At 66.6% G+C, this 20,465-nt stretch carries 18 protein-coding genes and 1 pseudogene; 9 read left to right on the top strand and 10 right to left on the bottom strand.

What is annotated here, in order from left to right; all coding sequences use genetic code 11:
- The first annotated feature begins 64 nt into the window (after positions 1-64).
- Together T333_RS22750 and T333_RS22745 are read left to right on the top strand one after the other, a co-directional pair.
- Complete coding sequence (locus T333_RS22750; protein WP_496425759.1) at positions 65-412, top strand: hypothetical protein; 348 nt, start codon at positions 65-67, stop codon at positions 410-412.
- Between the two features lie 582 nt (positions 413-994).
- On the top strand, positions 995-2,245 hold the full coding sequence (locus T333_RS22745) for an FAD-dependent monooxygenase (protein ID WP_496425758.1): 1,251 nt from the start codon (positions 995-997) through the stop codon (positions 2,243-2,245).
- Here T333_RS22745 and T333_RS22740 read toward each other — a convergent pair.
- The 3 genes from T333_RS22740 to T333_RS22730 form a co-directional block, all read right to left on the bottom strand.
- On the bottom strand, positions 2,230-2,892 hold the full coding sequence (locus T333_RS22740) for a TetR/AcrR family transcriptional regulator (protein ID WP_496425757.1): 663 nt from the start codon (positions 2,890-2,892) through the stop codon (positions 2,230-2,232). The two genes, T333_RS22745 and T333_RS22740, sit on opposite strands and share 16 nt — an antisense overlap.
- Positions 2,889-3,971, bottom strand: coding sequence for a saccharopine dehydrogenase family protein (locus T333_RS22735; protein WP_496425756.1), 1,083 nt, complete (start codon positions 3,969-3,971; stop codon positions 2,889-2,891). Before T333_RS22735 ends, T333_RS22740 begins: the two co-directional genes overlap by 4 nt.
- Positions 3,972-4,038: 67 nt before the next feature.
- Positions 4,039-5,004 carry a glycoside hydrolase family 18 protein gene (locus T333_RS22730; RefSeq protein WP_496425755.1) on the bottom strand — a complete coding sequence of 322 codons (966 nt, stop codon included), beginning with the start codon at positions 5,002-5,004 and terminating at the stop codon, positions 4,039-4,041.
- Positions 5,005-5,410: 406 nt separating this feature from the next.
- Here T333_RS22730 and T333_RS22725 point away from each other — a divergent pair, with 406 nt between their 5' ends.
- The 6 genes and pseudogenes from T333_RS22725 (at position 5,411) to T333_RS22700 (ending at position 12,230) form a co-directional block, all read left to right on the top strand.
- Positions 5,411-6,985 carry an LVIVD repeat-containing protein gene (locus T333_RS22725; protein WP_496425754.1) on the top strand — a complete coding sequence of 525 codons (1,575 nt, stop codon included), beginning with the start codon at positions 5,411-5,413 and terminating at the stop codon, positions 6,983-6,985.
- A gap of 2 nt (positions 6,986-6,987) precedes the next feature.
- Positions 6,988-7,620 (top strand): DUF305 domain-containing protein, encoded by a 633-nt coding sequence (locus T333_RS22720; protein WP_496425782.1) that lies wholly within the window; start codon positions 6,988-6,990, stop codon positions 7,618-7,620.
- An 88-nt stretch (positions 7,621-7,708) separates the two neighbouring features.
- Positions 7,709-8,434: a PaaI family thioesterase gene (locus T333_RS22715; RefSeq protein WP_496425753.1), complete on the top strand. Its 726-nt coding sequence runs from the start codon at positions 7,709-7,711 to the stop codon at positions 8,432-8,434.
- A gap of 491 nt (positions 8,435-8,925) precedes the next feature.
- Positions 8,926-9,429: pseudogene (locus T333_RS22710) on the top strand (IS3 family transposase); the annotation flags it as partial.
- A 320-nt stretch (positions 9,430-9,749) separates the two neighbouring features.
- Positions 9,750-10,856, top strand: a complete 1,107-nt coding sequence (locus tag T333_RS22705; RefSeq protein WP_496425752.1) for an AlbA family DNA-binding domain-containing protein — start codon at positions 9,750-9,752, stop codon at positions 10,854-10,856.
- A gap of 108 nt (positions 10,857-10,964) precedes the next feature.
- Complete coding sequence (locus T333_RS22700) at positions 10,965-12,230, top strand: IS256 family transposase (RefSeq protein ID WP_496425751.1); 1,266 nt, start codon at positions 10,965-10,967, stop codon at positions 12,228-12,230.
- A gap of 187 nt (positions 12,231-12,417) precedes the next feature.
- Here the strand turns inward: T333_RS22700 and T333_RS22695 are convergent, their stop codons facing one another.
- Positions 12,418-12,786, bottom strand: coding sequence for a hypothetical protein (locus T333_RS22695; RefSeq protein WP_496425750.1), 369 nt, complete (start codon positions 12,784-12,786; stop codon positions 12,418-12,420).
- Between the two features lie 586 nt (positions 12,787-13,372).
- The gene (locus T333_RS22690; RefSeq protein WP_496425749.1) at positions 13,373-13,957 is read right to left on the bottom strand and encodes a TetR/AcrR family transcriptional regulator; all 585 of its coding nucleotides are present in this window, start codon (positions 13,955-13,957) and stop codon (positions 13,373-13,375) included.
- A gap of 147 nt (positions 13,958-14,104) precedes the next feature.
- Between T333_RS22690 and T333_RS22685 the strand changes: the two genes are divergently transcribed.
- Positions 14,105-15,124, top strand: a complete 1,020-nt coding sequence (locus T333_RS22685; protein WP_357249329.1) for an aldo/keto reductase — start codon at positions 14,105-14,107, stop codon at positions 15,122-15,124.
- A 97-nt stretch (positions 15,125-15,221) separates the two neighbouring features.
- Here the strand turns inward: T333_RS22685 and T333_RS22680 are convergent, their stop codons facing one another.
- The 5 genes from T333_RS22680 to T333_RS22660 are packed head-to-tail and all read right to left on the bottom strand — an operon-like array spanning position 15,222 to position 20,432.
- The gene (locus T333_RS22680) at positions 15,222-16,148 is read right to left on the bottom strand and encodes an STM4011 family radical SAM protein (protein WP_496425748.1); all 927 of its coding nucleotides are present in this window, start codon (positions 16,146-16,148) and stop codon (positions 15,222-15,224) included.
- Positions 16,145-17,485: an STM4012 family radical SAM protein gene (locus tag T333_RS22675; protein ID WP_496425747.1), complete on the bottom strand. Its 1,341-nt coding sequence runs from the start codon at positions 17,483-17,485 to the stop codon at positions 16,145-16,147. The genes T333_RS22680 and T333_RS22675 overlap by 4 nt, the downstream gene beginning before the upstream one ends.
- Positions 17,482-18,318 carry an STM4013/SEN3800 family hydrolase gene (locus T333_RS22670; RefSeq protein WP_357249338.1) on the bottom strand — a complete coding sequence of 279 codons (837 nt, stop codon included), beginning with the start codon at positions 18,316-18,318 and terminating at the stop codon, positions 17,482-17,484. Before T333_RS22670 ends, T333_RS22675 begins: the two co-directional genes overlap by 4 nt.
- A complete protein-coding gene (locus T333_RS22665) occupies positions 18,315-19,448 on the bottom strand; it encodes an STM4014 family protein (RefSeq protein WP_357249341.1) in 1,134 nt (377 codons plus the stop codon). The genes T333_RS22670 and T333_RS22665 overlap by 4 nt, the downstream gene beginning before the upstream one ends.
- A 3-nt stretch (positions 19,449-19,451) precedes the next feature.
- The gene (locus T333_RS22660) at positions 19,452-20,432 is read right to left on the bottom strand and encodes an STM4015 family protein (RefSeq protein WP_496425746.1); all 981 of its coding nucleotides are present in this window, start codon (positions 20,430-20,432) and stop codon (positions 19,452-19,454) included.
- Between the last annotated feature and the right edge of the window lie 33 nt (positions 20,433-20,465).

The raw sequence follows: 20,465 nt of genomic DNA, 5'->3' as shown, positions 1-20,465 counted from the left end.
AGATTTTGAAACGACTTCTGCCGTCTTTTCTTTCGAGCCCATTCACTGACAAAGGAGCGCGATGATGCGTACCACCCTTCGCCTCGCCGCCGCCTCGGTCGCGGCGGCGAGCCTCGTCGGCACCGCGGCGGGTGCGACAGCCGAACCCGACCCCGCCCCGGCCTTCGCGCCGGTCGCCGCCCCCGAACCCGGAACCGGCTCGTCAGCGGTCGACTCCGGATCGGCGGCGGCCCGCTCGGCCGTCGATTTCCTCCAGCACGGCGACATCATCGGAATCATCGTCCTGCTCGGCGTCACCCCCTTCCAGATGCTGACCGGCGGCATCTGCGATCTGGCCACGCTGTCGGCACTCCCGAATCCGTGCAGGCCGGGGATTCCCCGATACCCGGCGACGAGTCCTGTCTCGAATTAGGACCACGGCTCACGACTCCCTCGGCCACGGGTACGCGAGCATCCCCGGGATCGGGCAATGACGGGCATTATTAAATTGGTCGACGCGGCGACTTCTGGAGCCCGGCGAAAACGCGTAGAATTCCAGCAGGTCGGGACAGCATTTTCGGAGTCCTATCATGATCACGAGAAAGAATTCACACGCGAAGCTCGCTCGATTGGCGACCGCCGTCGGCATAGCCGCAGTCGCCGCGATTCCGGTCGTCGCCGCCGCGCAAGCGCCTACCGCGAACGCAACGCCCACGTCGGCAACTCAATTCGTCGAAAGTCCTGGTTGGGGCGGTGGCCACGGTTGGGGTCACGGGCCTGGTTGGGGCTGGGGTTGGGGCCGCGGCTGGGGTTGGGGCGGCTGGGGTTGGGGATGGGGCGGCTGGGGTTGGGGCTGGGGCGGCTGGGGTTGGGGCGGCTGGGGGAGCTGGGGTCGCTGAGTCGGCTTGCAGTGCCGGTGACTGAGCCCGGACACGCGCAGCGTGCCGGGCTCAGCCGCATCGAGTAACCGATGCCGTGAAGCCCGGATTCAGACCAGGCTGGAGCTGATGACGAGATGAAGATCGTGTGTATCGGTGGCGGGCCTGCCGGGTTGTATTTCGCTATTTCGTTGAAGCGGCGCGACCCGGCCCATGACATCACGGTGATCGACCGCGATCCCCCGGGGTCCACCTATGGCTGGGGCGTCGTGTACTGGGACGACCTGCTCGACATTCTGTATCGGAACGACCCCGACAGCGCCCAGGCGGTGCGTGCCGGGTCGGTCCTATGGCGGGAACAGGCGATCCATGTGCGCGACGAAACCGCGCATTTCGGGGGGTACGGGTTCAGCATGGGGCGCGCGGCATTTCTCGATGTGCTGTCCCGACGGGCGAGCGACGTGGGCGTCGATGTCCAGCACGGGCGAGAGGTCCACGATCTGTCGGGCTTCGACGACACCGATCTCATCGTCGCCTCCGACGGCGCGAACAGCCGGGTACGGCAACTGGCCGATCATCGTTTCGGCACGTCCGTCGCACTCGGCGAGAATCCGTATGTCTGGCTCGGCACGGACAAGGTCTTCACCCGATTCACCTTCGCCTTCGAACACACCTCGGCCGGTTGGATCTGGTTCCACGCCTACCCGTCGGTCGCCGACAAAATCAGCACCTGCATCGTCGAGTGCCAACCGCGGACTTGGCATGGACTGGGCTTCGATTCCCTGGACAACCAGGAGAACTTGCGCGCTCTGGAGAACATCTTCGCGCGCCATCTCGACGGTCACTCGTTGATCAGCAAGACACGCGGCGAGTTCGCGAAGTGGAGCCGTTTTCCCGAAGTAACCAACAAGAGTTGGTATCACGACAACGTGGTGCTGCTCGGCGACGCGGCGCACACGACGCACTTCACCATCGGTTCGGGCACCCGGCTGGCCATCGTCGACGCCGTCGTGCTGGCACAGAACCTGTACGAGCATGCCGAAGTCGCCGACGCGCTGAAGAACTACGATGCGCAGCGGCGCGCTGCGCTGCGCCCGATCCAGGCCTCCGCCCGTGCCAGCATGATCTGGTTCGAACACGCCGACCGATACCTCGACCGCAGCGCCGTGCAGTTCGCCTATGCGATGGCGGCTCGGCACGGGCTGCAAATGCCGTGGCGATATCAGCAACACCTGCTCACACAGGTATCCACCGTGCGCAAGATCCGGCGTGCCATCGACTCCGGGCAGCGGCGGTGGCGGGCCGCCCGACGAGGGGAAATCGCGATGGCACTGCCTTCACCACGACGACCACCGGAACCGATCCCGACCGATCAGCCGATCTTCTGATCCCCGCCCGAGCCGGGCACCGGGACACCGGGCAGCGCACCACGCGCGACGGCTTCCACGGCCAGCAGTGCTGTAGCTGTCGCGATCAGCGTGTCGTCCGTCGCCGAGTCGGCTCGGTCGGCGATCCCGGAGCGAAACAACGCCGCGCCTTCGATGAGCATGGTGAAGACGCGGGCGCGTAGTCGGCAGATGTCTTCGGGCGCTTCGGGATTGCGCGCCCGAATGAGGCCGACGACGTGCTCCTGGTAGGTGCGGTAGAAATCGCGCACCGCTTCGGCTGTCGACTCGTCACGCGCGGCCAGCGCCCAGATTTCGGTGTATACGCGGACCAGACAGAAGTCGTCCTGCTCCACCAGTAGCATTCGGACCATATCGGCGACCGGCTCGGTCGAATCGGCGGAGGCCAGCAGTGGGGCGAGCCGTTGCAGGGTTCGTTCGAGGGTACGGCTCAGGACCGCGGCGATCAGTTGGCCGCGGTTCGGAAAGTAGTACTGCAGGTGGCCCAGCCGGACCTCGGCCGCCGCGGCGACCGCGCGCATAGTGAGTTCCCCGTGCCCTGACTCGATGAGGATTCGTTCGGCGATGTCGAGGAGTTCGGCGCGGCGTTGCGTTCCCTTGCCGGTGCGCGGCGGACGGTGGCCGGTCATGCGGCTACGCCGGTGGTGGCGGACTCGATCTCCACAGCGACGCCGTGCGCAGCCAGCATCGCGGGAATCTCAGCAGGCAGGGGTGTCTGTTCGGGGAAGGTCACGCCCGCGGAGACCGGTGCGCCGTCCAGACCGAGAACCCGCTGAAGCCCGAGCAGTGCGCCCACGGCTGTCAGGTGAGCCTGCCCGGCCGGGTCGGTCACCACAGCACTGCGAGCGAGCCCGCCGTGCGTGACATCGACGCGCAGTCGCGCAATGCCGCCCTCTCCTCCCGCGCGCAGGATTGCCCGTCGTAGACCGGTGAAGTTGTCGCCGCGGCCCCAGCGGAAGAAACCAAGCCGCTCGAGAGCGAGCAACGCCGAAGTCGATGCGGCCGAATCGAATCCGATGCGAGTAGCCGCGGTCCTTGTGCCGAGCGTCAAGGGCAGGGTGAACTGTTCGGGAGTGTCGATGCGCGCGACTCGGGTGATCGTGCCGCCCATGCGGATTCGGCGAGTATCGCTCAGCGGCATGACGTTTCGCCGCTTCCCGTTTTCGATCACCTCGTAGTCCAAGCCGAAGCGGTCCATGAAATCGATCGAGTCCGCACCCGCTCGATCTCGCAGATCCCAGCGGATCGCCACCTCGACCGTGTCGGCGCCGCCGAGCTCATGGGCGAGACAGGCGGCGACAAGACTGGTGACACCGCCCATCCATGCCGAGGACAGCAGCACAGGCGCGGCCGGGGTGAGCATCGCGGCCACGGTGGCGGCTCGTTGCAACCGGGCGGTCCACCGGGTGATGTCCACGCACGGCACCCCACCCGCGATCGCCGCCCGCAGAATACGGTCGTCGGGATCGTTGACCAGGCCCACCACCGCCCGCACATCGGCTCGGAAACGCACCGGATCGGCCAGATCCCACACCTCCAGCGCGGCACCAGTTTCCGCGGCCACTTCCCTGCCCCGTTCCGGCGTGCGCCCGGTGAGCAGCAGCGGAAGCGACCGAGCCGCCATCCGCGCCACCTCGGCACCGACCACCCCGTATCCGCCCACCAGGAGAACCGGGCCTTGCGCATCGAACTGCAACGCGTCGCTCATGATCTCAAAAATAGGTCACATGACCTAAAAATGCGAGAGGTCGCCGCGCGTTGCCGGATTCCAGCGGCTATTGCGGAGGGGCGCACCACTCGCGGCGGTAGGTGGCCCAATCCTCCGGTGTCGCAGCGAAATCGACGTACAGCGCCAGACCGAAGGCCGGTCGCCGGGGGTCGTTTCGGCTCAGTCCCAATCGGATTCCGCGCACCGCGTTGGCGACGGTCTCCGCCGCGCCGTGATGCCCGGGATCGTCCGCCCAGAAAGCGGGCACCCCCATCAGGAGATCGACACTGGCCGGGGTGACCTCGAGCGCGAGCGCGGTCTGCTGAGCGACGTACCCGCCGTACAGGGAGCCCCACGGCATAGAGGTGTCGTACGACATCAGCGCTACCTGATCCACGCGCCGCGCAACATCGGCGAAATACTCTTGCGACCACCACTTTCCGTGATCGAACAGGGTGATTCCGACCGAGTGCAGCCCCGGCAGCGGGTCGATCTGCGGAGCCGAGACCGACAGCGGTGCGCCTCGGCTCGCGGTGACGGCGCGCACCTGGTCCAGCAGCGTCAGGTAGCCGGATGTGCCCGACCGCACCGGCTCCAGATCGAGGTGGACGCCGTCGAAACCGAGATCGAGCACCCTGGTGGCGGAGGCGGTGATGCGGTCGCGGACCGCGGCTTCGTCCAGATGGAGGCCGTCGAATTCGGGCGCGACGATGTCGCCGAGCCAGGACTGCACCCGTATCCCGGGCAGCGCGCGATGTACCGCGTCGACGAACCACTGTGCGCGCGGGTGTAATTCGCCGCGCAGACTGCCGTCGTGCTCGAGCGGGCCGGTGTGCACGTAGAGGTCCTTGATGCCGGTGCCGGCCAATGTGGTCACCAATCCGGCTACGTCGGCATCGGTCTTGCGGCCGTCGACCCAGGCGTGGCCCAGCCACACCGCGTCCCGCCCTCTGGTGCGCGCGTCCGCGCTGGCTTCACCGGAGAACTCGAGTCGCAGTGCGACCGCTGCCGCTCCCACGGGAAGCAGCAGCATCGCAAGCACCAGCCCTGCGGCTACCGCGGCGCGGCGACGCCGCGACCAACCCCGCCACCGAATCCCTACCCTCAGCCACCAGCCCCACACTTTTCTGTCCCTCCCCGAGCTGAAACCGCGACTCCAGCCGCCCGTCTTGCCGCTCGCCTCGGCCGATTCCGACACTACCAACCCACGTGCCACGACCCGACGACGCGAGATCGACCGAAACACATCGGCTCACCGCCGACTGTCAGTGCTATCGCCCGCTCGCGAACATCCGAGAACGAATCAGCACAGGTTTCAGAAATTCTCCCGAACCCACTCCAGAAGTTACCCGCCGTTACTACTATTCAGTCAGATCGCGTCGCTGTCCCAGTCAGACGACGCGTCACGACCGCGAACAAGGAAGTGGGGGGTCGCAACGATGCACTCTCTGTCACGATTGCGCCGCATCAGACCGGTCGCACTGCTCACCGCCGCGGTCATCGCCGCGATGATGGTGCCCGGCAGCGCCTCGGCCGATCTGCAATCCGACATCGCCACCGCCGTCCAGGAATTCCTGGATGTCGGACGAAAGTCGGTGCCGCGCGCGGACTGCGGACCGGATTCGATGCCGGAACCCGGCCTCCAGGGCGACGTGCCCGCCGCGGACCGCGACAGCGGGCGCAGCACGCGGGGCTACCGGTGCAACATGTCGATGGTCGGCCAATTCGCCGGGCGCGGAGCCGGAATCACCTCCACCAGCTTCGAACACTGCGCCTACATGGGCTCGTTCTTCCCCGGCGACCTGATCAGCGAAGGCCGCGGCGTCCAGGTGCTCGACGTCTCGGATCCGGCGAACCCGCGCCCGACGGTCACCCTCACCGAACCAGCCATGCTGGCGGGCACCTGGGAGAGCCTGAAGGTCAACGCCGAGCGCAAACTGCTGGTGGGAACTGGTGTCCCGGTCGGAATCGGCGTCGGCTACCTGTCCGTCTACGACATCTCCGACTGCGCGCACCCACGCCTGCTCAATCCCGGTCCCGGCACGAATCTGCTGATGCCTCTTCCGATTACGACGCACGAGGGCGGCTTCTCCCCCGACGGACGCACCTACTGGGCCTCCGGCATCGCGCCCGGTTTCGTCAGCGCCGTCGATCTCACCGATCCGGCCAACCCGCGCGTCGTCTGGCAGGGCGTGACCGGCATCGAAGCGCACGGCTTCGGCATCAGCCCGGACGGCAACCGCATGTACCTGTCCGCGCTCGGCGGCTTCACCGTGCTCGACATCAGCGCCGTGCAGCGCCGCGACCCGAATCCGCAGGTGCATCACATCGGCCGCACGTTCTGGACCGACGGTTGGGCGACCCAGCACAGCATCCCCGTCAGCTACGACGGCAAGCCGTACCTGTTCACCGTCGACGAGGGTGGTTCCGGCGGTGTGAAACTCATCGACGTCTCCGACGACACCGCCCCCAAGGTCGCGAACAAGTTGAAGCTCGAGATCAACCTGCCGCAGCACTTGGACGCGAATATCGGCTCCTCCATGGGTGGTTCGGCGTTCGCCTACGAATCGCACTACTGCGCCGCCGACCGGCAGGAGAATCCGACGGCGCTCGCCTGCGGGTGGATCTCCTCCGGAATCCGGGTCTTCGACGTGCGCGATCCGTTCGCGGTGCGCGAGATCGCCTACTTCAACCCGCCCGCGCGCACCGGCCGCAACCTCGAACTGTGGAACTCCCCGCACGCCTTGGCCTCGATCATCGGCGTCCCGCTGATGAGCGCACCGCCCGCGGCGCGCGCGGTGCTGGAGGGACAGTTCGATCCGGCCGATGCGCTCACACCCCGCACCGGGCGGCTCGCCTTCGGCGACGTCTCCACCGACTGGTGCTTCTCCCCGCCCGAATGGCGCGGCAACGATTTGTATGTCGCGTGTTCGGACAACGGCTTCATGGTGTTGCGGCTCGACGAGGCGGTCTACCGCCCGCCCGCCGACCAGCGTTCGATCGTCGGCTCGTGAGCATGCCGCTCGGGGTTCGGATCGCCGCGTTCGCCTCGGTCGCCCTGCTCCTGCTGGCGCTCGGGGCGGCGTTGCGACCGCTGGCGCTACCCGAAAAGCACACTGCCGCAGCCATACTCGACGCCATCGAGATCGGTTTCGCCCAGGACATGACCGCACACCATCAGCAGGCGCTGCTGATGACCCAGCGCCTCGACCCGGCCGCGGCGCCGACCGTCCGCCGCGTCGCCGAGCAGCTGGCCGACACCCAGCGTGTCGAGATCGGCACCATGCTGGGCTGGCTGCGTCTCGCCGACGCGTCGCCGCTGTCGCCGCGACCGATGACGTGGATGGCCGATAGCGCTGCGTCGCACCACCATTCGGCGCGACCATCGGATGCGATGCCCGGCATGGCGACGACGGCCGAACTCGACGCCCTCGCCGCGGCGCGCGGTCGGGACGCGGAAATCCTGTTCCTGCAACTCATGATTCGCCACCATCAAGGCGGCATCGCGATGGCGCAGGCGGCGGACCGGCAGCTGACCGAAGGGCCGGTCAAGGAGGCAGCCCGCGCGATGATCCAGTCCCAAGGTCAAGAGGTCGGGGTGATGAGCCTGTTGCTGACCCAGCTCGGCGGCGGGCTGCTCCCCCGGTGACTCCCGGCCGCTGTCGGCGCTGTCGAGACCTCTCGGTATCGTCGGTGCCGATGAACGGCCGCGGCCGGGAGAGGGTTGGTGCGGTTAGATGATTCAGGTGGACGAGATCACCATTCCCGAACACATCCACGGCTATCCGGACGTCGCCTTCGGCGGTTTCGTCGCCGGTGTGCTCGCGACCCGTTGCCCGGAGCCGACCGCGCGCGTCGATTTCCGCGCCAAGGTACCAGTCGGCACACCGCTGGCGATGACTCCCACCGCTGTGAACGGCACCGCGCTCACCGACGCGGAGGGCAAAGTCCTCGCCGAGATCGGCGGGACCACTTTGTCCCTCGATATTCCGCCCGCGCCGAGCTGGGCCGAGGCCGAGGCCCTCACGACGCGCGTCCTCGCGTCGGGCGAACGTCGCGTCACCCACTGCTACGGCTGTGGCGCGGCGTGCGAACCCGGCCGGGGGCTGCGCCTGTTCCCCTGGGCGCTGCCCGACCGCGAACTCATCGCCGCCGCGTGGGTGCCAGACCCGGCGCTCGGCGCGGCGGACGGCGCCGTCACCACCGAAAACGTGTGGTCCGCGCTCGATTGCCCCGGCGGCCACGCGGGGTTCCTGCTGTCCGGCATGCGCCAGGGCGCGGTCACCGCCGCCCTCACCGCGACCCTGCTGCGGCCGATCCAGGCTGGCGAGCCGCACATCGCTTATGCCTGGCCGATCGGACGGGACGGCCGCAAGTACACCGTGGGTGTCGCGTTGTCGACCGCGGCGGGCGAGCTCTGCGCGGTCTCCGAGGCGCTCTGGATCGAACCGCGCGGCCTGTAGGCGATCGGCGTTACTCGTAGGCGAGCCCGAAAAGGAAGAACCCCCGGCCGAATGGCCAGGGGTCCTCGTACTCGATCAGCGCGAAATCACAGCGGAGGAAAACCCGCCGAACCCGTGGCCAGCCAATTCCAGAAGGCCGCCGCACGGTTGGTGATCAGGGCGACGATGTCGAGAACGGTGCTTCCCATACTTTCCTTACCTCTCGCATAAACAATTGCTGGTCGACCTGATTCCATCGAGCCAGGTCAGCAGCGTTTTTCACACTCCACGCCGAGCGCCGAGCACTGCCAGTGTGCCAACTGTGTGCCAACGCACGGAAACCCGGCCCCTTCCTCCGGCGCGCAGGCGCCCGAGGCGGCCGGTCCGGATTCCCCACCGACGCCATCGGTTCGACCACCGAACTGCCGCCTGCCTGCTCACGTCCCGCGGTGCGCCTTCGTACGGATGTCGACCTTGCCGCCGAGTCTCTCGGCCTGCCCGCCGAGGCGGCGGCCGTCGCGCCAAATCGGTTGTTACTCACGGCTATCACCGAACATCGCACCGGTGAAGGAAAGCTCTATCTCTGCGCGATCAAGGACTGCTTCTCCAACCGAATCGTCGGGTATTCCATCGACGAGCGCATGACCGCCACCCTGGCGGTGGCAGCGCTGCGGAACGCCGTCGCGATGCGCTCACCGGCCGGCACGGTGGTCCACTCGGACAGGGGCAGTCAATTCCGTTCTCGAAGATTTGTTCATGCACTGTCTGCCAACGGATTACGCGGCTCGATGGGGCGCGTTGGGGCATGTGCTGACAACGCCGTCGGGGAATCGTTCTTCGCGCTGCTGCAGCGCACCGTCCTCAACCGCCGGCACTGGGCGACCCGAGAAGAACTGCGGCTGGCCATCGGCACCTGGATCGAAGGGACCTATCACCGCCGTCGGCGACAACGCCGCCTCGGACGCCTCACGCCAGTCGAATTTGAGACAACCAATCAGCCCGCACTCGCGGCCTGAAACATCACACCCCGCGAGTCAACCGAACTCGGCGCAGTCCCAGATCTGTCAGTGGAATCACTGTTTCAGTTTCAGGTGCTCGCCGCCATGACCGGGGCGTGCCCGGATGCAGGCGCGCGGCGGGTCGGCACAGCGGTGGTGCTGGGGGTTCTGACGATCTTGGCGTTCGGGGCGAGGTTCGAAGCACAGCTGTTGGGGAAGCTTTGCGGTGTCGAGGTCACGCGCGCAGTCGGCTCACGCTGAGAACTCACAGGAGTGCTGACGGTCGACATCTATGATGATTCGTTCACCTGACGCCGCATGAAGGATCGGCCCCACTCGTGATGACGGACAAACCAAGGATTCGATGGGATCGCACCAGGCGAGCCTTCCTCGATCCGGACGATCACATACTGGCTGCATACGACCCCCGCGCCGCCACGCAGGCGAAGCTGGATGAACTCCAGGACATCACCGCCGGGGAACTCTCCGAGGCTATGGGACATGCGGTCAGGAGTGCAGACGATGTCGCCGATCCGATAGCAACGATCTCGATCGATTACCTAGCTAGCGCCGTGGGCGTCTTCCGCTCGGCATGGGCAGCGAACTACCCGTATCCCGAAGACATGCTCTCGATGACCCGCCGAACGGACAGTTTCGAATTCTCGATCGACGTGGTGCTGCCACGGAGATCCGAGTTCACGGACCAGACTATTCGCGCCCTGACCGAGCCTCTGTTGGCAGCCAGAGGGATGACCTGCGTGAAGACCAAGATCTACAACGACTCCAGCGACGGCGGTCTCTGCGAGCTGACCGTGCTGCCGCCGCCTGATCTCACCGTCGGCGAGATGGCCTTCATCGTGTCACACATGCGCGACATCGTCATGAACGAACCTTTCGCCGCCACACCGGAGAGAGCCTTCGCGGCCATCGAATCAGGTGAGATCCAATTCCTGTTGGGCACAGTCGAGTCGGAAGCTCTGGACGCGAAAGACGGCCACTACCCGAAGAATGACCGCGCTCGCGTCGTCATCGCCGGAGATATCGCAGCTTTCGCGAACTCGACCAAAGGCGGGATCATCGTCCTCGGAGCCAGAACTGTGAAGGATCTCCACGGCCGTGACATCGTTGCCGAAGTCAACGGGTGCGCTATCGACGTCGGCGCCAAGGACCGATACAGATCCGCCGTCGAAGCCCTGGTCTATCCCGAGATCGCAGGTATCAAGATGTGCCGGACACCGGCTGCTCTGGGCGAAGTCTTCGCCATACTGATACCCGAGCAGCATCGCGACCGCCTCCCCTTCGTCGTCCGCGGTGCGACCCAGACCGAAGGCCGGATGAGTTCGGCCCTGTTCCAAGTTCCGGTGCGTCAGGGCGATTCCAATGTTCCGGCCAGAATCGAGGACATCCATCGCCGCCTCCGTAACCTCGATGAGGAACCTGTTTAGCGCGGTTACAACGCACGGAACGACAACTGGGGGACTGTCGGAACAACGGCGGATCTTGATCTCGGTCCGATCGGCCGAACCTGATGGTTCGGCAGGAAGGACCGACGAATGTCGGAGACACTGGCCGCCGTGACCGAGGATGCGGTGGACACCAGGAAATTGGCCGAGCAACTGCTGGCCCAAGCCAAGGCGCAAGGTATCGATCTGGTCGGGCCGGGCGGGTTGCTCAACCAGCTGACCAAGACCGTGCTCGAAACCGCGCTGGAAGCTGAGATGACCGAGCATGTCGGCTATGAGAAGCACGACTCTGCCGGACGCGGAACAGGCAACTCCCGCAACGGAACTCGCTCCAAGACAGTGATCACCGAGATCGGCCCGGTCGGCATCGACGTGCCGCGGGACACGAACTCCTCGTTCGATCCCAAGATCGTCAAGAAGCGGCAGCGGCGACTGTCCGGGGTCGATGAGATCGTGTTGTCGCTGACCGCGAAAGGCCTGACCACGGGAGAGATTTCGGCGCATTTCGCCGAGATCTATGGGTCCTCGGTGTCGAAGGACACGATCTCGACGATCACCGAGAAGGTGGTCACGGAGATGACCGATTGGTGCAACCGGCCTCTCGATCGCGTCTATCCGGTCGTGTTCATCGATGCCATCCATGTGAAGATCCGGGACGGCCAAGTGGCCAATCGCCCGATCTACGTGGTCATCGGCGTCACCACCGCCGGGGAACGCGACATCCTCGGGTTGTGGGCCGGCGATGGCGGCGAAGGTGCCAAGTTCTGGCTCCAGGTGCTGACCGAGATCAAGAACCGTGGCGTCGCCGATGTGTGCATCGCCGTCTGCGATGGCCTCAAGGGGTTGCCGGAGGCGATCAACACCGTCTGGGAATACACGGTCGTACAAACGTGCGTGATTCATTTGCTGCGCAACAGTTTCCGTTATGCGGGCCGTCAGCATTGGGCCGAGATGAGCAAGGATCTCAAACCGGTCTACACGGCTGCGACCGAGGCCGCGGCACGCGAACGGTTCGGCGAGTTCGCCGCGAAATGGGGCGGCCGGTATCCGGCGATCGTCAAGCTCTGGAACAACGCCTGGCCCGAGTTCGTCCCGTTCCTGGACTACGACGTGGAGATCAGGCGAATCATCTGCTTTACCAATGCCATCGAGTCGTTGAATGCTCGTTATCGTCGCGCGATCCGCGCTCGCGGGCACTTCCCCAGCGAGCAATCGGCGTTGAAGTGCCTGTATCTGGTGACCCGATCTCTGGACCCGACCGGCCAGGGGCGGGCACGATGGGCGATGCGGTGGAAACCGGCCCTCAACGCTTTCGCCATCACCTTCGAAGGCCGGATCCACCCGACCGGGAACTAACCCACACCGAGGTCGGATCCGCCGTTAAACCGACAGTCCCTCAGGCTGCGCGTAGGCGGCAAAGAGTGCAGTCGAGCGCTCGTCGTGGATGCAGAGGTTGTGATCATCAGCGACTCGCCCTGTCACGAGGTCGAGGTGGCGGGATCGTGGTCGATACACGTTCGTGGCGTATAGGTCAAATAGTGCCTTAGTCCTCGAGTTGTGCGATGCGCGTGTGCAGTTGCTCGATTGTCTGGCGCACGCATTCGATGAGCTCGACCGAGCTGTATTGCATCGGGGGGATGCCCATCACGTCGTAGAGGCGACGCCAAAGTTCCTGCTCCATTTCGAGGTGGGAGTCGTAGGTAGCTTGTAGCGCCGCCAGCCGAACCTCGGCTGGGACCATCTCGTTTACCTGCGTGCTGTACGGCGGTGGCTCTTGCTCCTTCCATCGAGCAAGTGGCGAGCGCGCCTGCGAAAGCTGTTTCAGCAGCTCGTGACAGGCTGAGGGCGAGTCGAGAATCGTTTCGAGGCATCGGTGATAGTCCGGCGGCTGCATTTGCTGGTGTTCCGGCATCGGTCACCACTTCCGAGGACTCCGCATACGGCGAAGATGCCGACCTTACCACCGCGCTGAAGATTGCCGATCGGCCGGAATCGTCGAGCGGGACCGTACACGTTCAGGAGTGCGTAACCAACATGTCACCCCAGCGAGGTACGCCACTTCCTCGCGCCGAAATCCAGGCATCCGTCGTCGACCACCCCCGTCGGTCAGTCCCATCTCCCGCGGACTGAGCCGAGCACGCTTGGAGAGCAGAAACTCCGTCAACGCCGAACCGTTCGCCATGCGTTCCGCCTTTCACGAGATCCTTTGCCGCGGTTGCCGATCGCGCGCCCGCCAGAAATCCGGATGGCCGCCATCGTAAAGACTCCTGTCGGTGACCTCGACCAGTTGATCGCTCAACGCACGGCCTCGGAAGCCGTCGTGACCGATGGGCCGTTCACCAGCGAAACGGGCCGACTCACCTACCTGCGTCACCCGACGGGACGGATGTCGATACGTCGAATGGTCGCCAGAGGTGCGGACCCGCGATGTTCCGTTTGCGGGTCGGGCCGCCCGCCCCGTTGCCGGTCGCGCGCCCGGAAATCGCAGCCAGCTCGCCTCAGTGGCGGCGCAGTCCTGCGATGAGGAGTTCGACCATGCGTCGCGCGTCGTAGCGGGGGGTGTTGCCCGCGCCGATGCACAGGTTGCCGACGCCGCGCAGGAGTTCGTAGGCCTCCACGTCGGGGCGAATCTCACCGGCTGCCGCAGCGGCGTCGAGCAGCTGGGTGCATACGGGGACGAGACGGTCGAGGAAATAGCTGTGCAGCGCCTCGAAGGTGGGATCGCCGGACTGCAACGCCTCGGCCAAGCCGTGCTTGGTGACCAGGAAGTCGACGAAAAGGTTGATCCACCGCGCCAAGGCCGCGTGCGGCGTTTTGCTGTCGGCCAGCAGTGCCGGACCGGCCTCCGCGCAGGCCTCGACCTGGTGCCGGTAGACGGCGACGATGAGATCTGCGCGTGTGGGGAAGTGACGATAGATCGTGCCGACGCCGACACCCGCGCGTGCGGCGATGTCGCGCACGGGTGCGTCGACGCCGGACGAGACGAAAGCCGCCGCGGCCGCGTCCAACAGCGTCTTTTCGTTACGCCGGGCGTCGGCCCGCTTTCGCGGGGCCGACGATCCCGATCCGCCGGTATCGGCCATTTCGCACCTACCTCCGTGACTCCACTTGCCAAGCGGAACCATGTTCCGTATGTTCTTTGACGGAACAAGGTTCCGTTTGTTCAGGATGCCAGCACCGGCGATCCGAAACCAATCCCCCTCGCTTCACCTCTCACGGAGGAACATCTCATGCAGTACCGCACCTTGGGCCGCACCGGCGTGCAGGTCAGCACTCTCGTGCTCGGCGCGATGAATTTCGGCAGTTTGGGACGTACCACCCAAGACGAGGCCACCGCCATGGTCGACGCCGCACTGGACGCGGGGATCAACCTGATAGATACCGCCGACTGGTACAGCCAGGGAGAGTCCGAGGAGATGGTCGGCAAGGCTATCGCAGGCCGCCGCGACGACCTCGTGCTGGCCACGAAGGCGGCCATGCCGATGAGCGACGAGCGCAACCACCGGGGCGGTTCGCGCCGGTGGCTGGTCACCGCGTTGGACAACAGCCTGCGCCGTCTCGGCGTCGACCATGTCGATCTCTACCAGATCCACCGCTGGGACCCGAGCACCAGCGACGAGGAGACGCTGTCGGCGTTGACCGATCTGCAGCGCGCGGGCAAGATCCGCTACGTCGGCTCCTCGACGTTCCCCGCGTACCGCATCGTGCAAGGACAGTGGGCCGCCAGGGAGCACCACCTGAGCCGCTATGTCACCGAGCAGCCCGGCTACTCGATCTTGCAGCGCGGCATCGAGACTCACGTCCTGCCCGTGACCGAGCAGTACGGGCTCGGCGTGCTGGCATGGAGCCCGCTGGCCTCGGGCTGGCTGTCGGGCGCGATCCGCGAGGGCCGCGAAATCACCACCAGCCGTTCATCGTTCATGCCGCAACGCTTCGACACGAGCATCCCGTCCAACCGGGCCAAAATGGCGGCCGTCGAACAGCTGGCCGAACTCGCCGATGCGTCCGGTCTGACGCTGATTCAGCTCGCACTCGGTTTCGTCACCGCACACCGCGCCGTGACCAGCGCGATCATCGGCCCCCGCACCATGGACCACTTGCACTCGCAGCTCGCCGCCGCCGACACCGCGCTCTCCAGCGATGTGCTCGACGCCATCGACGCGATCGTCGCTCCCGGTGTCGACCTCGCCCCGGACGAGAAGCACGACACGCCCCCTGCCCTGCTCGACGCCACCCTGCGGCGTCGCTGATCGCCGGTCACGACCGATAGGACGAACCAGCCTTCTCGTGGTCAGCTGACGGGGAAGGCTGTCGGTTGTTTCGCGCCGACGAATGGCTTCGACGCTGTCAGGTGGGCGTTGCCGTCGCGGTTCGCGCCGGGATCGCAGGAAGTCCCAGCGCGGTTTCGGCCAGTACACGGGTAGGCCGACCGGGAATTCGTTCCAGCACTCCGCCCGCGAACACGTCGTAGAGCGGCAGGGTTTCCAGGTGCACGTAGCCGATGTGGCAGTCGCATTCGGTGCGGGGACAGGCTCGCGGGGCGAGGGCGGCTCGGTAGGAGCCGTCGTAGAGGTTGCCCAGTGCGGCCGGAACGAAATGGCAGCGGCGGACGTCGCCGTCGCCGTTCACCGAGATGACCGAGGATCCGGTGCGGCACGGGAGACCGGCCGAGGGATGGGGATGGCGGCTGAACGGGAAGAGCGGGTCGAGAGCGGTCCAGTCGGCCGCCGCGGCGTCGGTGTAGGTGTGCCCTTCGGCGGCGTTGACCCAGAGATAGATGTGTTCGGGTAGGTCCGCGCGCAGACGGCGGGCATGCTCGAGATGTTCTGGGAGCCCGACGATTCCGACACTGAAACGGACACCGGCGCTGGCTGCTCGAGTGGTCTTGTCGAGAAAGCGGTCGTACGGCGTCTGGCCGGGGTGGTAGGTGCACCAGAGTGCGACGGTCTCGAGGTCGGCGTCGGCGAGCCATTCGGTCCGGCAGCTCAGGTTTGTCTGGATGGCGACGCGGTCGATGTGCCGCTGGTGCGACAGTTCGATCATGGCGCGGCGGTACCAGGACCGCACGAGTCCTTCGCCCCACGGGGTGAAAAGGATCGAGAGACGATCACCCGTCTGCGCGCACGCCCACCGGGTGAATCGTTCGAGGGCGGCGCGGTCGGCGCGGAGCTGGGCGGTCGTGTCGCGGCGTTTGGCGAAGGGGCAGTACGGGCAGTCGTAGTCGCAGGAAGCCAGCGGTCCGCGATAGAGAATGGTGAGATCCACCGCGGTCACCGGTGTTCGTAGGCGGCCATGGCGGCACGTACCGCCGGGGAGAAGAATTTGGGGCCGATGGCGTCGGAGTAGGCCAAACCCTCGGCGGTCAGCCGTAAACGGCCCGACCGCGGGTCGGCCAGCCAGCCCCGCTCCGCGAGGGTGTCCAGTTCGGCGGCGAAGCGGTCGTGCGGTTCGTGGCCGAAACGCAGCCGGTAGTCGGCCACCGCGAAACCCTCGGCCTGGAGCAGCGATTGCAGCAGGTAGCGACGCTCGGGCTCGTCGCCGTCGATCACTCGTCCATAGGCGGCGCGGGTGAAATCCGTTGTGGCCGCGTAGGTGTCGATGATCGCGCGCACCTCGCGCGGAGCGACGGCGTAATCGAAGGAGTAGTGCGTTCCCGAGGTGTAGGAGCGCGCTCCGCAGCCGAGGCCGATCATGCCGTCGGTCTGACAGGCGTAATCGTCCGGCCCCTGGGGCGGCGCGTCGCGGCGGCGGAACATGCGCATGGAGACCTGCTCGTAGCCCGCCGCCAGGAGGTGGTCACGCCCCTCGACGTACCGTCGCAGCCGCTGTTCGTCCCAATCACGTTCGGCGACAGCAGGATCGGCGTGCCGGCCGAGCCCGGTCAGCGGGCGGACGTAGAGCGGGTAGAGGTAGATCTCCTCGGGGCGCCACGCCAGTGCGGCGTCGAGCGACTCCAGCCAGGTCGCGGCGGTCTGACCGTCGATGCCGTAGATGAGGTCGATGTTCAGCACCGGGATGGCGGTGTCCCGGATTCGACCGAGCGCGGCCTCGACATCGGCGCGTCGTTGCGGCCGCACGGCGGCGCGTGCCTCCTCTTCGATGAAACTCTGCACACCGAGACTCAGCCGGGTCGTCCCGCGCTCGGCCAAGACCGCGAGGCGATCGGCCGTCGCCGTGCTCGGCGACGCCTCCACCGAGAGCGGGATCGCGCGCAGGTCGGCGCCCATGATGTCCTCGGCGATGTCGCACAGCCGGGTCAGCTCGTCCGCTTCGAGGAAGGTGGGTGTGCCGCCACCGATCGCGGCGGTGGCGAAACGCGGGGGCTCGGCGTCACCCAGTGCCGCACGAACAGCCTCGGCTTGGCGGGTGAGCGCATCGAGGTAGCGGCCGACGAGACCATCGGGCGCGCCGACGCGGGTGAACAGATTGCAGAAACCGCAGCGCACCTCGCAGAACGGGATGTGCAGATACAGCGAAAGCGCCTGCCGCGATTGCCCGGCCCATAGATCGGTGAGCGCGGGCGGCGGAGCGAACGCGCGGTAGGCGGTCTTGTGCGGATACGCGTAGACGTAGTTCTGATACGGCCGGGGCAAGATGATCGTGCGGGTCATGCGGGTGGCTCCAGGAAGAAATGACCGTAGGGGACGGTCCATACCGATTCGTGTCCGAGCCGGTGCCCGGTGAAGCCGTCGTCACCGTAGGCCGTGCCGTGATCGGAACACACGATGGCGAAACAGCGTCGCCGCGAACGCATCACGTCGAACAGCCGGCCTACGTGCCGGTCGATGTATTCCAGCGCTGCCGCGTGGGTGGCGCGGTTGTCGCCCGCCTCGCGGGTCGCGCCGGGCAGGTGGAACCAGTTGGGCTGATGCAGGGCGGAGGCGTTGACGAAGAGGAACAGTCGCCGCTCGGCGGGCAATGCCGCGACCACTCGCTCGGCGCAGGCCACCTGCGCCTCGAAGGAGGTAGGCGAGGCTACGGAAAACACTGGTTCCCAATGACTCTCGGCGAACATCCCCGGCAGGACGCTGCCGAGCGCACCCTGCTTGTTGAAGAAGCCGACGCCGCCGATGCAGACCGTGTGATAACCGCGCGCGGCCAGCGCGGTGACCAGATCGGGCTCGTCGAAGACGAAGGTGCGCTCGGCGGTGGTCTCGCTGCCCGCGAACCGCGCGGCGAACAGCCGCGGGTGCGGGCCCGGCGTCGCCGGTGTCGGCAGGAAGCCCGCGAAGATGGCGTGATGGGCGGCGTAGGTGAAATTGCCTGGGGCGTGGCGTTTCTGCCAGCCGCCGCCGGGGAGGTACGCGCTCAGATTCGGTAACCGCCCCGCTGCCGCCAGTTCGGCCGCGACGTCGTAGCGCAGGGTGTCGAGGGTGAGCAACAGGAGATCGTCCCGGCCGATCACGGCGTTCATATCCGGCTCCGTGGCCTGCGAGATCGTCACAGCGATACTCCTTCGCGCGTCTCCCGCGAATCGGGTTGCCGGGCATGGTGATAGCGAGTTGTCGCGGCGACGACCTGAGCCGTGTAGGTGTCCAGCCCGGCGGCCGGACCCTCCGGCAGTCCGGAGAGCCGGGGCAACAGATCCCCGAAGGCGTTGACCTCGGCGACCATGAACCGCCGCCACCCGACGACGGGCAGTAGATCGACGCCGACACACAGGGTCGCCGGAAAACAGGCGGCCGCCTGTTCGCAGATCGACAGTGCCGTCGCCCAGTGCTCGCCCGCGGCAGCGCGGAAGTCCGCCAGATCGCCGCGCGCGCCGCCGAGGTGCAGGTTGGTCAGCGGCGTGCGGCTCGTCCTGACGACGGCGTGAGTCGCACGCCCGCCGATCACCACGACCCGCAGGTCGGCGGATCGGCCGCCTTGGGAGACCTTGGGAATCCAGCGTTCCATGTGCAGTCCGTCCGGTGCGAGCCGGTCGACGATGTGCGCGATCTCCCGTTCGGCGGTGTAGCGACGCACGCGCAGCGAATTGTGCAGGTGTCCCTCCGGTGTGATCTCCACCGAGGTGGTCGCGCGCAGCCGTCCGTCGCGGGCGGATTCGACGGCCAGCACCCCGGATGCCGACGAACCGTGCGCGAGTTTGACGAACACGCGCGGCATCTCCGCCGCACGCATCAGACTCCGCACATCCGCCCAGCCGCGCACCGAGGCGCGTCCGCCGGAAGTGGGCGAGGACGGCACCGGCACCCCCGCTCGCGCCAGCCACGCGTGGCACCGCCTTTTGTCGAACAGCACGGCCAGATCATCGGTGTCGTCGAGCCGGAAACCGCCGCGCAACGAGCGCGCCGCGTCGAGGAAGCGCGCGTACCAGCGTGCGGAGCCCTCCACTCGCGTCGGCTCGGAACTCCCCCGCAACAGTCGATCGACTTCGAGATTCTCGCCGGGTGACTCGAGCCGCACGATCTCGTCGTCGCTGAAATCGGCGCCGCCCTCGCTCAGCACATCACACCATTCGACCACTCGGATGTCCGCCGACCCCATGGCTCGGGCGGCGTCGGTGAACATGCCGACGCGCCGGTTCTCGCCGTTACCGACGATCACCCAGCGCGGCGGTGTCGAGACGGACACGACTCATTCACCGACGGAGACGAACCGCCAGACGGTTCCGTCTTCCTCGTCGCTGTCCTCTTCCGCGTCGTCGGCGTCGAGTTCCAGGCGGACCCCGGCGGGCTCCAAGGTCTCGCGCAGCCGGGTTCGCATCTCGTCGGACAGATAGTTGTAGTGCATGTCGAGCACGTTCAGATGGCTCAACGGCTGACCGGACAGCAGCGCCGCCACGCCGTCGTCGGTGAGGACGCCCATCGAGATGTCCAGGCTCTCCAGCCGGGCCACCACGGGCGCCGCGGCGAGAGCGGCGCACACGTCGTCCTGGGTCTCGCTGTTGCGCAGGGCGAGATGCTTCAGCGCGGGCAGCCGGTCCCCCGAGAGGATGGGCGCGAGGTCGGCCACCTCGCTGTCTCCGCCGTACTCCGAGGTGCCGAGCCACAGGTCCAGGTGCGCGAGTGCGGGCAGGTCGCTGGCCCCGATGCCGCGCACGACGTCGGCGGGCAGGCCGCCGGTCTCCACGACCAGCGTGTGCAGGCGTTCGTGCCGCACGGCGGAGAACTCCAGGTTCTGACCGCCGCGAACGCCGAAAACCTCCAAGCCGGAGAAGGTTTCGAGTAGTGGGGTGACCAGGCCCTGATTGATCCAGGACATCTCGCACTCCTCCATGACGATGTCGCCGAGGAACAGGGCGCGCAGCGCGGGCAGCCGGTCCTTCGCCGCGCACAGCGCTTCGATCACCTCGTCGGGCCCGTTGCCGTACACGTCATCCCACGTACCGACGATCAACGTGGTGACCTTCGTCGTATCGACCGCGCCGAGGAAGCGAGCGAAGCACTCGACCCACGTCTCCTGCGCGTCATAGGTTTCCACGCTCAGACGCCACGCGACCGCGTCCGGCTCCGGCAACGCAACGCTTTTCCGCTTCTTCTTCGCGTCGGTCTCGGCATCGGGGAAGGTGAAGGCGGGCAGGCCGCCGAACTCCTGCAAATGGTCGCCGATGGTCATGTGATGTGCCCGCCCCTTCTGGCAGTGCCGTGA

The sequence above is a fragment of the Nocardia sp. CNS-044 genome, from assembly GCF_059570515.1.
Note: the sequence above shows the minus strand (reverse complement) of the source record. Positions and strands in the feature narration are given on the sequence as shown.